Genomic DNA, 12,032 nt, shown 5'->3' with positions numbered 1-12,032 from the left:
AGCAATGATCCTGGCCTCCCTTCTTTTTGCCTTCCTGGCCGCCGCGCTCCACGTCTACATCTTCAGCATGGAGTCGATGACCTGGACCAGGCCCACCACATGGAAGCGGTTCGGGGTGGCATCCCAGGCCGACGCCGAGACCACCAGGCCGATGGCCTACAACCAGGGCTTCTACAACCTCTTCCTTGCCATCGGGGCCTTTGCCGGGACCGGACTGGTGGCCTTCGGCGGGCACGGATCGCCGCAGGCCGTGGCCGGCTGGACCCTGATCTTCAGCAGCTGCGGGTCCATGCTCCTGGCCGCCGCCGTCCTGGCTGCTACCGGGCGGAAGTACCTCCGCGCCGCCGCAACCCAGGGCACCCTGCCGCTGCTCGCCGTCGTGCTCGGGCTGGCGGCAGTACTGTCCTGACTGTCCGTCCGGTGCGGACGGGGCGTGGCCGGAGCCGGAGGATCGGGGCGAAAGACCATGGACAGCGCCCTTGGCGGGGGCAGAATAGTGCTGTGGGCAGCAGCAGGTCTCAGTAGGTCCCACCGTGGGCAGCGCCAGCAAGCGGGGGACGGTCAGCGGGCCGGATCCGGGGAACGGACGGGATCCGGCCATCGACCTTGTCCGCTTCGCCTGCCTCGCCCTGGTGGTGGTGGGGCACTCCATGATGGTCAGCCCGGTACTGCACCCGGACGGAACGGTGACCACCGAAAACACGCTCGCCGTGCAGGACTGGTTCGTGCCCGTCATCTGGATCTTCATGGTGATGCCCCTCTTCTTCGTCACCGGCGGCATCACGGGCCTCCAGTCCTGGCGGCGGCTGCGGCAAAGCGGCGGAACCGCGGCCCAGTTCATCCGGGCCAGGCTGCTGCGCATGGTCCTGCCCGCCACCGCCCTGCTCGCCGTCATGGTGCTGGGCCTGGAAATTGCCGCGCTGCTGGGGGTGGACCGCCAGGTCATCCAGCTGATGGCCGCGGGCGCGGCAATGCCGCTGTGGTTCCTGGCCGCCTACCTTGCCGCGCAGCTGAACATCCCGGTCCTGGCCGCGCTGCACGCCCGGGCACCCTGGCTGGCGCTCGGCCTGCTGACGGCCCTGGTGGTGGCCGTGGACTGCCTGCGGGGCGCGCTGCCCGCCCTCGCGAACGCCAACCTGGTGTTTGTGTGGTGCGCCGTGCAGCAGCTGGGCTTCCTGGCCGCCGACGGCCACTTTTCCAGGCTTTCCCGCTCCGGGCTGCTCGGCCTGGCCGTGGCCGCGAACCTCGGCCTCGGCCTCGTCACCGGCCTGGGGCTGTACACGGGCAACATGCTGGTGAACCTCAACCCGCCCAACCTGACACTGCTCCTGCTCGGCGTCTCCCAGCTGGCAGCCATGGAGCTTGCCCGGCCGGCACTGGCCCCGCTGGCGGGTGTGCGCTGGGTGCAGCGGCTGCTGGCGCTGGCGGGCGGCCGGTCGCTGACGGTCTACCTGTGGCACCTGCCGCTGCTGGCGGGGATGTCCGGGCTGCTGCTGCTCACGCCGGTATACAAACCGGCCGCCGGGTCACCGGAATGGTGGTGGTCACGGCCGGTGGTGGTCCTCGCACTGGTCCTCCTGCTGCTGCCGGTGGCCCTTGCGTTCGGCCGCCTGGAGGAACGTCCGGCGGCCCCGCACGCCCGCCGCTGCCGGCCCGCCACAGCGGGGGCCGCTGTCGTGGTGGTTTTCCTCCCGGTGGCGGACGCCGCACTCAGCGGACTCTCGCTGGGGCTGCTCGCTGCCGGGGCACTGTGCTTCACGGTGGCCATCCTGTTGCTGGGCGGCTTCCCGCTCCGCCGCCGGATGCATGGGCCCCGGCCTGCGGCGGACGCGGGCGCGGGAGCGGGGGCATTGCCAGCGGGGTGAAGTAGTGCCAGTGTCAAACCATGACCGAGAACAGCACGTCCACAGAGGATGAGTTCACCGCCAACGTTTCCCTGCGGCGCAACGACGCGCACCACCGCTATGAGCTGCTGGTGGACGGCACGCTCGCCGTCCGGGCCTTCTTCCGCGACCTGCCCGGACACATCGACTTCACGCACACCGAAACAGGCAAGGACTTCGAGGGCCGGGGCCTGGCCCGGGTCCTGGCGCACTTTGCCCTGGACGACGTGGTGGCCACCGGCAAGCGGATCATCCCGCACTGCCCGTTCATGTCCAGCTACCTTCGCAAGCACGAAGGCTACGAACAGTTCGTTGACTGGCCGGAGCGCTGACCCTGGCAGCGCGCTGTCCCGGGGAGCCCTGCCGGCGCGCAGGAGCTAGCTGGCCAGGGCCTGCCCGGTGGCGGCAACTCCGATCCCCGGGTCATCGATCGTAAAGCCACAGGCGCAACGGTAGGTGGTTACGCTTTCGGGCACCGATCCGGCATGGAGCGCAACCACGGACGTCCCGTCGACGTAGACGGGCTGGCGGACCGGCAGTTCGCCGTGGTCCACACGCTCCATGGGGGTGCGGCAATGCATGCGCGAACTCAGGGTGACCAGCAGCCCTGCGTCCACGGGCACGGAGGCGGTCACAAGGCGCTCGGCCATATCGCTGCGCTCCCCAGGCGCTGTCAGCTGGTCTTCGGTTGCGGTGCTCATCATGTTCTTCCCTGGGCTTCCTTCACGGAACCGCCGTCGTCGGCAGCCCCGCCGCGAACTGCTTGCGGAGGTTCATTTGCCCCATAAGCAAAGCATGCTTACTAATGACTTCACAAGTCGGATGTGACGTGGCGCTCGTGCCGTGGCCTTCTCCCTGCGGGGAGCGCGGCCCGCAACGCGGCCACGGAAGCTGTCCAATGACTTTACACGCAACGAAATACATCACAAAAGTTTGACTAAAAGGGTTACCTAAGTAAGGCTTGCCTTGCCTTACACGTTTGCGACCGAAGGAAACCCTGTGCCTGTGATGCCCAGACTCGACACCCTGCCCGTGGATGACCCCCTTTCCCTGGCCGGGCCACCGCCGCAGGAGGACTTCGGGTCGCGGCTGGAACTGGCTCTCGGGGCCAGCAACCACCTCCTCAACGCCAGGAACTCCGCCCGTTACGTGGCGCAGGTGCTGCAGGGCGTCACCGCCGTCGCCACCAAACTGGAACGCACCACCCGCCCGTTCACCGGCGTCGAACCTTCCAGCCTGCAGGCCCGCGTGGGCGCCGTGGACCTGGACGCCCCGCTTCAGGACACGGCCGCGGCGCTGCAGGAACTCGACGACGTCTACCTGCGCGACGCCGTCTATTTCCATGACGCCAAGTACGCCGCACACCTCAACTGCCCCGTGGTGATCCCTGCCCTGGTGGGCGAAGCCGTCCTCTCCGCTGTCAACTCCTCCCTCGACACGTGGGACCAGAGCGCCGGCGCCACGATGATCGAGCGGCGCCTCATCGACTGGACCGCGCAGCGGCTGGACCTGGGAGGGAACGCCGACGGCGTCTTCACCTCGGGCGGCAGCCAGTCCAACCTCCAGGCGCTGCTGATCGCCCGCAACCACGCGGTGGCGGCCCTGCGCAGGGACCCGGCCCGCAGCGGCCACAGGCTGCCGGCGCTGCTGGAGTCCCTGCGGATCTTCACGTCGGCGGACAGCCACTTCAGCATCCGGAAATCGGCCTCAATGCTGGGCCTGGGCTTTGACGCCGTCATCAGCGTCCCCTGCACCCCGGACCACCGGATGGACCCGGCCGCGCTTGCCAAGGCAATGGCGGAAACGCACGAGGCCGGGCTGGTGCCCATGGCGGTGGTGGCCACCGCCGGGACCACGGACTTTGGCGCCGTGGACCCGCTCGCGGAGCCCGCCGCCCTCGCCCACGCCTACGGGGCATGGTTCCATATCGACGCGGCGTACGGCGGTGGCCTGATCGTCTCGGGGCGCTACCGGCACCTCCTGGACGGGACAAGCCTGGCTGACTCGGTCACCGTGGACTTCCACAAGACGTTCTTCCAGCCCGTCAGCTCCAGCGCCCTGCTGGTGCGGGACCGCGCCGCCCTGCAGCACGTCACCTACTATGCGGACTACCTCAACCCGGAAAGTGCGGCGCTCGCGGAGATCCCCAACCAGGTGGACAAGAGCATCCAGACCACCCGCCGCTTCGATGCCCTGAAGCTCTGGCTCACGCTGCGGGTCATGGGCGCCGATGCGATCGGTGCACTGTTCGACGAGGCCATCGACCTTGCGGCGCGCGTTGGTTCGCTCCTCGAAGCCGATGACGATTTCGAGCTGGCCGCACCGCCGCAGCTCAGCACGCTGGTGTTCCGCTACCGGCCGCGCCTCTGCGGCGGGGAGCGCCTCGCAGAAGACGCCGCGGACGCCCTCAACCCCGCCATCCGCGCGGCGGTCTTCGCCTCCGGGGAAGCCGTAGTGGCAGGGACCACGGTGGGTGGACGGCACTACCTGAAGTTCACCCTCCTCAACGCCGAGGCCACCCTCGGGGACATTTCCGGGATCATCACGCTCCTGCGCAGTACCGGCGCCCGGCTCCTTGACGGCGGTGCCGCCGCATGAGTACCCCCTTCAACGGCACTGGCCGCGTCGATGGCAGGTTCCACGACTTCGCGGCGATCGGCGTCGGGCCCTTCAACCTGGGCCTGGCCGCCCTGGCCGGGCCGGTGGACGGCCTGGACGGCGTCTTCCTGGAGCAGCGGGAAACCTTCGAGTGGCATCCCGGCATGATGCTGGAGCCGGCCCACCTGCAGGTTCCGTTCATGGCGGACCTGGTGACCATGGCCGACCCCACGTCGCCGTACTCGTTCCTGAACTTCCTCAAGCAGACCGGCCGGCTCTACCGCTTCTATATCCGGGAGAATTTCTATCCGCTGCGGGCCGAGTACAACCAGTACTGCCAGTGGGTGGCCGGGCAGTTGCCCTCGGTGCGTTTTGGCACAACCGTGCTGGAAACGGCGTACGACGACGGCGTGTACCGGCTTACCGTCTCGGGTCCCGGCGGGATTGAGGTGCTTCAGGCGCGGCGGCTGGTGCTGGGCACCGGCACCAGCCCGTACGTGCCCGACGCCGGCCGGGGCATCCTGGCAGGCGCCGGCGCCGGCCGCGGTGGAGTGGCCCTCCACAACGCCGACTACCTGGCGCGGAAGGCGGAACTGCAGCAGCGGCGCAGCATCACCATCATCGGCAGCGGCCAGAGCGCAGCTGAGATCTACTACGAACTCCTGCAGGAAGCGGACGGCCATGGCTACCGGGTGGACTGGGTGACCCGCTCCGGCCGGTTCTTCCCGCTGGAATACACCAAGCTGACCCTGGAGATGACTTCGCCCGAGTACGTGGACTACTTCCACGGCCTGCCGGAGGCGCAGCGAGACCAGCTCAACAGGACCCAAAAGAACCTGTACAAGGGCATCAACTCCGACCTGGTCGACGCCATCTATGACCTGCTCTACACCAGGAGCCTTGCCGGCGTGGTGGACACCAGGCTGCTGACCCACTCCACGCTGACGGCCGCGGAATGGGACCCGGGAGCCGGAACCCACACCTTGCACCTGCACCACGGGGAGCTGGGCACCTCCTACACGCTGGACAGCGAGGCCGTGGTCTTTGCCACCGGCTACGGCTACCGGGAACCCGGATTCCTGGATGGCATCCAGGACCGGATCTCCCGGGACAGCGCCGGCCGCTTCGCCGTGGACCGGAACTACGGCATTGGTGTGGAACCGGGGGAGATCTTCGTCCAGAACGCGGAACTGCACACCCACGGGTTCGTGACGCCGGACCTGGGCATGGGCGCCTACCGCAACTCCTGCATCCTCCGCGAAATCACCGGCCGCGAGGTCTACCCCGTGGAACGCAGCATCGCCTTCCAGCAGTTCGGGGCACCCGCCGGTGCTTCTGTGGCCGCCGTGGAGGTGCCGGCATGAGGTTCAGCTTCCGCAGCGTTGATCCCGTGGCCGACGCCCCGCTGCTGCACGGCTGGGTCACCCGGCCTTACGCCTCCTTTTGGGGAATGCAGTCCGCCACCGAGGCCGACGTCGTTGACGAGTACGCCAAGATCCACGCGAGCGGCCACCATCACGCCCTCCTGGGGTTCGACGGCGGTGTCCCCGCCTTCCTGGCGGAGGAGTACCTTCCGGCGTCGTCCCCGCTGGCCGCCGTGTACCCGGTCTTGCCCGGGGACCGCGGCATGCACCTGCTGGTGGCCCCGCCGTCGGACGCCCCCGAAGCCGGCTTCACCACAGCCGTGATGGATGCCGTCCTGGCCCGGCTGTTCGCCAAGCCCGGGGTGGACCGGGTCGTGGTGGAGCCGGACATCCGGAACAGCAAAATCCACGCCCTCAACGAACGGCTCGGCTTCCGGCCCGCCGGCCTGGTGGCCCTCCCGGACAAGGACGCGCTGCTGAGCTTCTGCAGCCGCGAAGACTACCGTGCCGCCCGCACCACACTTTCCACGTACACCGACCGCCAGGGAGCCCTGCAGTGACCACCAACCTTTACGCCATCCCAAGCACCGCCGCGCCGGCCGGCCCCGAACCCGGCGCCTCCGCCGCGGTGTCCCACCTGCGCCGCGGCCGCTGGGAGGCGGCCAACCGGCACCTGCTCCGCAAGGCGCTCGCAGAGTTCTCGCACGAACGGATCCTCACCCCGGAGCCCGTCCCTGCCGCGGACGCAGGCAGTTACCGGATCACAAGCCCCGACGGCGCCCATGAGTACCGCTTCATTGCCCGGATCCTGGAACTGGACCACTGGGCCATCGACGCTGCGTCCATCCGGCATGTCCACCACGGCGCCGAGGCAGCCCTGGACGCCATCGAATTCATCACCGTGTTCCACGAAACCCTGGGCATCAGGATGGAGATGCTGCCGGTGTACCTCGAGGAAATCAGCAGCACGCTGGCCAGCCACGCCTTCAAGCAGGAGGCCGGCCGGCCTTCGGCGGCGGAACTCGCGGAAGGAGTGACCGGCGGCGCGGACGTGGCCGCCGACTTCCAGACCATCGAGCGCAGCATGACCGAGGGCCACCCCTGCTTCGTGGCCAACAACGGCCGGCTGGGCTTCGGCATCACCGACTACCACGCCTACGCACCCGAAACCGGCGCGCCGGTGCAGCTGCAATGGATCGCCGTGCACTGTGGCCACGCCGTTTTCACGGCCAGCGGCGGACTGGACTACGCAGCGCATCTTGACGCTGAACTCGGGCCCCTGCTGGGCACCTTCCACGCCGTCCTCACGGGGCAGGGCCTGGACCCGGAGGACTACTTCCTGATGCCGGTGCATCCGTGGCAGTGGGAGAACAAGGTCACCGTTACGTTCGCCGCCGAGATTGCGCTGCAGCGGATCGTCCACCTGGGAACAGGGCCGGAGCATTACCAGGCCCAGCAGTCCATCCGGACGTTCTTCAACACCGGCGCTCCTGCGAAGAACTACGTGAAGACCGCCCTGTCCGTGCTGAACATGGGCTTCATGCGGGGGCTCTCGCCGCACTACATGAAGGCGACGCCGGCCATCAACGACTGGCTGCGGGAGCTGATCGGATCCGACCAGGTGCTGCAGCGGCGCGGGTTCACCATGATCGCCGAGGTGGCCGCCGTCGGATACCGGAACCCCTGTTACGAGGCCGGCTCGGCGGAAGGTTCCCCTTACCGCAAGATGCTCTCCGCCCTGTGGCGGGAAAGTCCGCTGCCGCTGCTGCGGGACGGCCAGCAGCTGGCCACCATGGCCGCACTCCTGCACGTTGACGGAGCGGGCAAGCCGATGGCGTCCGCCCTGGTGGAGCGTTCCGGACTGGCCGCCGCGGACTGGCTCCGCCGGTATTTCGACGCCTACCTCGTTCCTCTTGTGCACTGCCTTTACAGGTATGAGCTCGCGTTCATGCCGCACGGCGAAAACGTCATCCTGGTCCTCGAGGACGGGGTGCCGGTGCGGGCCATCATGAAGGACCTCGCCGAGGAGATCGTGGTGATGGGGGACCGGGTTGAGCTGCCAGGGGAGGTGTCGCGGATCTGGGCAGACATTCCGGAAGGGGACAAGGTGCTGTCGATCTTCACGGACGTCTTCGACTGCATTTTCCGCTTCCTGGCCGCGCTCCTGGACGGGGACGGCACCCTGCCGCAGGAGGAGTTCTGGCGCACCGCCGCAGCCGCCATCAGGGACTACCAGCGCCGGCACCCGGAACTGGCGGACCAGTTCGCCAAGCATGACCTCTTCGCCCCGGACTTTGAGCTGTCCTGCCTGAACCGGCTGCAGCTGCGCAACAACCAGCACATGCTGGACATCTCGGATCCCTCAGGCGGCCTGCAGAAGGCCGGGCGGCTGGCCAATCCGCTCGCGCGGTACCGGGGCATGTAGGGCCGTCAGCTGGCTAGGCTTGCAGCATGACGCCATCCAGTTCACGAACCACCGCACTCGTCACCGGGGCCAGCGCAGGGCTCGGCCACGAATTCGCCAGGCAGCTCGCGGCCCAGGGCCACGACCTGGTCCTCGTGGCGCGCAATGCGTCCCGGCTTGCCGAAACAGCCGCGGACCTGCGCCGGCGCTATGGGATCACGGCTGACGTGCTTCCCGCCGACCTGACGCAGGACGACGACGTTGCCGCCGTCGTCGAACGCCTTGAGGACGCCCGGCGGCCGGTGGGAATCCTGGTGAACAACGCGGGGATCGGCCTGCTGCATAACTTCGAGGACAACCACCCGGAGGAGGAGAAAAAGCACCTCAAGCTCCACACGGAAACGTCCATGGTGCTCACGCACGCGGCGTTGAAGGGCATGCTGGAACGGGAGGAGGGCCGCATCATCAACGTGGCCAGCGTGGCCGCGTTCCTGCCCCGCGGCACCTACTCCGCCGCGAAGGCGTGGCTGGTGAGTTTCAGCCGCTGGGCCAACATGGCCTACCGCCCGCGCGGCATCAGTGTCACGGCCGTGTGCCCCGGGTTCACCCATACCGAATTCCATGACCGGATGGGGATGGACAAGTCGGTGGCGCCGTCCTGGACGTGGCTGCACGCGGAGCGCGTGGTCCGTGAGGGCCTGGCGGACAACGCCCGCGGCAAGGCGGTGTCCATCCCGTCCAAGCGTTACAAGGTGGTTGCCGCGGTGGCCAAGGTGGCGCCGGCCAGGCTAATGGCGGGACCGGCGCGGAAGCCGAAATAGGCGCGCAGGACGAAACAGCCGCGCGGGTCCCAGGAGGCCGGCCCACGAGCGTGAACCCGCCCGGCGTACGGCCACTACCACCAGGATGCCTGTCAGCGCACCGACCAGCGTTTCGACCGCCCGCTCCAGGAGCAGGATCTGGGGGGCGGCCGGGAAGGCCAGCTGGGTCATCAGCAGGATGACCGGCGTGAAGGAGACCATGGCCAGGCCGTAGTGCCGGGTCATGAACAGCTCGGTGGTGAACTGGAAGAGGATCACCAGCAGCGCCAGAACCTGGGCGTGGTGCGCAGGCTCCTGCAGGGCGGGGTACAGCCCGGTAAGGGCCCAGGGGGCGGGAAGGAGTACGACGGCGGTCACCACCAGCCCAACGAACGTCCCCACGATGCGGTGGATGCCGCGGCGGACACTGCTGGGAAGGTCGGCGCCGGCGAGCGGCACGGCCGCGGCTGCCATGGCCCAGTGCGGGTGGCCGCTGCCGCTGAGGACCCCCACGCTTCCGGCGGCACCCACGGCCAGGACATACCTGGCGGCGTGGATCAGCAGTTCGCGGCGGTGCGCCGCCGAACGCGGCGGCACCGTCCTTGCCGCGCCCGGCTGCCACCGCCTGCTGCGAAGCCAGCCACTGAAGCCCACCAGGATCGAGAACACCGATGATCCCACCGCGAGGAGCATTGCCATGTACCAGGGAACGGCCAGGGGAACGGAGGCGCAGGCGCCCAGGGCGAGGATTCCGAAAAACGGCCCGTTGGGTCGCAGCCGGACCCGGTCCGAATAGACCGAACCCACTCCTGCCAGGATGGCCTCCACTGCCACCAGCCACCACGAATGGAGGTGGTACAGGGACAACGCCGTGCCCACGGCCACGCCGCTGAGCAGGACCAGGGCTCCCTGTCCCTGGTGGCGGAGGCGCAGCTGGTGCGGCTCGGAGCGGCCGTACATTCCGGTCAGGGCACCGAAGACGGCGTAGATGATGAGGTCGGTCCGGCCCGCGGCCATCAGGAGAAGGGACGGTACGGCAACGCTGATGGCCACCCGCAGCGCGGCGAGGTGGTCGTTGTTGGCCGGTTCCATGCGGTGGAGTGCGCGCACCTGCTCCGCCACGCGCTTCATGTGCCGATCCGTCCCGTCTTGTATCGCTGCCGTCTTCCCGTTGCCGCTGCCGGCTGTCCGCTGTGTTTTTGGGAAGGGATGCTTTTGGAAATTATCACCGGGCGCCGGGCCGCGTCATATTCCCTGCCGGCCGGCGGACACATAAGGACATCCAGTCAGCGCAAAGGCCCGCCCGGCGTGCTTCCTTGCAAGGAAGCGCGCCGGACGGGCCTTGTGAGCGTGGGCTACAAGATGCCCGGACCGAAAGGCTATGCGCCCGCCGGAACCCCGTCGCGGTGTTCCTGCGGATCCGTGCCGTGGTGGGTGTCGAACGGCAGTTCGTCCAGGTTGATCAGCGGGTTCTCGTCCTGGGTGGCCACCAGTTCCTTTGCCTCTGCCGGGGAGTCAACGCTCGGCATGGATCCGGGGAGGGGGCGGTTGGCCGATTCCTTCAGGAAGTAGATGGCAATGGCGCCCACCAGGGAGGTTGCCATCAGGTAGTAGGCAGGCATCATGTCATTGCCGGTGGCGCTGATGAGCGCGGCGACGATGAAGGGTGTGGTGCCGCCGAAGATGGCCACGGCGAAGTTGTAGGCGATGCCCATGGCTCCGTAGCGGCTGGACGTGGGGAACTGGGCCGGCAGGGCCGAAGCCAGGTTGGCCACGTAGAACGTCACGGGGAAGGCAACCAGGGCCAGTCCGGCAAGGGTGGACCAGATCTGTCCGATGCCGATCAGCAGGAAGGCCGGGATGGCCAGGACAATGGTGCTCACGGCACCGATCCAGAGCACCGGCCGGCGGCCGATCCGGTCGGAGAGCTTGCCCGTCAGCGGGATGCAGAGGCTCATGACCACCAGCACGGGAATGGTCAGCAGCGTGCCGTGCACCTCGTCGTAGCCCTTGGACTCGGTGAGGTACGTGGGCATGTAGGACGTGAGCGCATAGCCGGCGGTGTTGGCAGCGGCCACCACGACCATGGCGGTGATGATGGGCCGCCAGTAGGCCTTGACGATCCCGACGGGTCCCTTGGCCGCTTCGGTCTCGCCCGCGGAGGCGTTCCTGGCGTGCTCTTCCTGGGCATCAAGGGTGGCCTGGAACTGCGGCGATTCCTCGATCTTGCTCCGGAAGTAGACGGCGATGAGGCCGAGCGGACCGGCCACGAGGAACGGGATGCGCCAGCCCCAGTCCTCCATGGTGTCCTGGCCCAGCGTCAGCTGGAGGACCGAAACCAGGGCGGCACCGATGGCGAAGCCCAGGTAGCTGCCAAGGTCCAGGAAGCTGGCGAAGAAGCCGCGGCGCTTGTCGGCGGCGTACTCACTGACAAACGTGGTGGCGCCGGCGTACTCACCGCCGGTGGAGAAGCCCTGGACAACCTTCAGGAGCACCAGCAGCGCTGCCGCCCACAACCCGATCTGGGCGTAGCCGGGCAGGACGCCGACGAGGAACGTGCTGGCCGCCATGATCATCAGCGTGGTGGCCAGGATCTTCTGGCGTCCCATCTTGTCGCCAAGCCAGCCAAAGATCACGCCGCCCAGCGGACGGGCGATGAAGGTTGCGGCGAAGGTTCCCAGCAGGAACAGTGTCTGCGTGGTGGGGTCGGACTCGGGGAGGAACACCGGGCCCATGGTGGTGATGAGGTAGCCGAACACGCCTACGTCGTACCATTCCATGGTGTTGCCGACGATGGTTCCGCCGAGGGCCTTCTTGAGCATCGGCTGGTCAACCACGTTGACGTCGGATTCCTTGAGGCGGCGGCGTGGCAGCAGCCGTGGCTTCTTGGCCGCCGCGGAGGCTGCAGGGTTGGTTCCGCTGGCGTTCCTGGCGCCTGCTGAAGAGTCGGTCATGCTTCGGTCTGTGGGCATTTGGGCTTCTC

At 68.1% G+C, this 12,032-nt stretch carries 11 protein-coding genes; 8 read left to right on the top strand and 3 right to left on the bottom strand.

Annotated elements, in window-relative coordinates; translation table 11 throughout:
- Positions 1 to 4 precede the first annotated feature (4 nt).
- The 3 genes from ACYSM9_RS17080 (at position 5) to ACYSM9_RS17070 (ending at position 2,215) form a co-directional block, all read left to right on the top strand.
- Positions 5 to 409: a DUF1304 domain-containing protein gene (locus ACYSM9_RS17080; protein ID WP_461858147.1), complete on the top strand. Its 405-nt coding sequence runs from the start codon at positions 5 to 7 to the stop codon at positions 407 to 409.
- Between the two features lie 124 nt (positions 410 to 533).
- Positions 534 to 1,865, top strand: coding sequence for an acyltransferase family protein (locus tag ACYSM9_RS17075; RefSeq protein ID WP_461858146.1), 1,332 nt, complete (start codon positions 534 to 536; stop codon positions 1,863 to 1,865).
- Between the two features lie 20 nt (positions 1,866 to 1,885).
- Complete coding sequence (locus ACYSM9_RS17070; protein ID WP_461858145.1) at positions 1,886 to 2,215, top strand: GNAT family N-acetyltransferase; 330 nt, start codon at positions 1,886 to 1,888, stop codon at positions 2,213 to 2,215.
- 45 nt (positions 2,216 to 2,260) lie between these two features.
- Here ACYSM9_RS17070 and ACYSM9_RS17065 read toward each other — a convergent pair whose 3' ends face one another.
- The gene (locus ACYSM9_RS17065) at positions 2,261 to 2,584 is read right to left on the bottom strand and encodes a hypothetical protein (RefSeq protein WP_461858144.1); all 324 of its coding nucleotides are present in this window, start codon (positions 2,582 to 2,584) and stop codon (positions 2,261 to 2,263) included.
- A gap of 307 nt (positions 2,585 to 2,891) precedes the next feature.
- Between ACYSM9_RS17065 and ACYSM9_RS17060 the strand changes: the two genes are divergently transcribed.
- Genes ACYSM9_RS17060 through ACYSM9_RS17040 form a run of 5 tightly spaced genes read left to right on the top strand, consistent with a single transcriptional unit; the run spans position 2,892 to position 9,070 of the window.
- Positions 2,892 to 4,481: a pyridoxal phosphate-dependent decarboxylase family protein gene (locus ACYSM9_RS17060; protein WP_461858170.1), complete on the top strand. Its 1,590-nt coding sequence runs from the start codon at positions 2,892 to 2,894 to the stop codon at positions 4,479 to 4,481.
- Positions 4,478 to 5,845, top strand: coding sequence for a lysine N(6)-hydroxylase/L-ornithine N(5)-oxygenase family protein (locus tag ACYSM9_RS17055; RefSeq protein ID WP_461858143.1), 1,368 nt, complete (start codon positions 4,478 to 4,480; stop codon positions 5,843 to 5,845). The genes ACYSM9_RS17060 and ACYSM9_RS17055 overlap by 4 nt, the downstream gene beginning before the upstream one ends.
- A complete protein-coding gene (locus ACYSM9_RS17050) occupies positions 5,842 to 6,405 on the top strand; it encodes a GNAT family N-acetyltransferase (protein ID WP_461858142.1) in 564 nt (187 codons plus the stop codon). The genes ACYSM9_RS17055 and ACYSM9_RS17050 overlap by 4 nt, the downstream gene beginning before the upstream one ends.
- A 17-nt stretch (positions 6,406 to 6,422) precedes the next feature.
- A complete protein-coding gene (locus tag ACYSM9_RS17045) occupies positions 6,423 to 8,270 on the top strand; it encodes an IucA/IucC family protein (RefSeq protein ID WP_461858169.1) in 1,848 nt (615 codons plus the stop codon).
- A 26-nt stretch (positions 8,271 to 8,296) separates the two neighbouring features.
- Positions 8,297 to 9,070, top strand: coding sequence for an SDR family NAD(P)-dependent oxidoreductase (locus tag ACYSM9_RS17040; protein ID WP_461858141.1), 774 nt, complete (start codon positions 8,297 to 8,299; stop codon positions 9,068 to 9,070).
- On the opposite strand, the gene ACYSM9_RS17035 is transcribed toward ACYSM9_RS17040, so the two are convergent.
- Together ACYSM9_RS17035 and ACYSM9_RS17030 are read right to left on the bottom strand one after the other, a co-directional pair.
- The gene (locus tag ACYSM9_RS17035) at positions 9,038 to 10,180 is read right to left on the bottom strand and encodes an FUSC family protein (RefSeq protein ID WP_461858140.1); all 1,143 of its coding nucleotides are present in this window, start codon (positions 10,178 to 10,180) and stop codon (positions 9,038 to 9,040) included. The genes ACYSM9_RS17040 and ACYSM9_RS17035 overlap by 33 nt on opposite strands.
- Before the next feature lie 248 nt (positions 10,181 to 10,428).
- A complete protein-coding gene (locus tag ACYSM9_RS17030; RefSeq protein WP_461858139.1) occupies positions 10,429 to 12,021 on the bottom strand; it encodes an MFS transporter in 1,593 nt (530 codons plus the stop codon).
- Positions 12,022 to 12,032 lie beyond the last annotated feature (11 nt).

It is taken from the genome of Arthrobacter sp. C152 (assembly GCF_054890965.1).
The sequence above is the reverse complement of the archived record's forward strand: the minus strand, read 5'-3'. Positions and strand labels throughout refer to the sequence as shown.

Bases quoted from the DNA above. Each gene is read 5' to 3' on its own strand.
- ACYSM9_RS17055 (WP_461858143.1), top strand. From the start codon at position 4,478: ATGAGTACCCCCTTCAACGGCACTGGCCGCGTCGATGGCAGGTTCCAC.
- ACYSM9_RS17050 (WP_461858142.1), top strand. From the start codon at position 5,842: ATGAGGTTCAGCTTCCGCAGCGTTGATCCCGTGGCCGACGCCCCGCTG.
- ACYSM9_RS17030 (WP_461858139.1), bottom strand. From the start codon at position 12,021: ATGCCCACAGACCGAAGCATGACCGACTCTTCAGCAGGCGCCAGGAAC.
- ACYSM9_RS17065 (WP_461858144.1), bottom strand. From the start codon at position 2,584: ATGAGCACCGCAACCGAAGACCAGCTGACAGCGCCTGGGGAGCGCAGC.
- ACYSM9_RS17080 (WP_461858147.1), top strand. From the start codon at position 5: ATGATCCTGGCCTCCCTTCTTTTTGCCTTCCTGGCCGCCGCGCTCCAC.
- ACYSM9_RS17060 (WP_461858170.1), top strand. From the start codon at position 2,892: ATGCCCAGACTCGACACCCTGCCCGTGGATGACCCCCTTTCCCTGGCC.
- ACYSM9_RS17070 (WP_461858145.1), top strand. From the start codon at position 1,886: ATGACCGAGAACAGCACGTCCACAGAGGATGAGTTCACCGCCAACGTT.
- ACYSM9_RS17040 (WP_461858141.1), top strand. From the start codon at position 8,297: ATGACGCCATCCAGTTCACGAACCACCGCACTCGTCACCGGGGCCAGC.
- ACYSM9_RS17035 (WP_461858140.1), bottom strand. From the start codon at position 10,180: ATGAAGCGCGTGGCGGAGCAGGTGCGCGCACTCCACCGCATGGAACCG.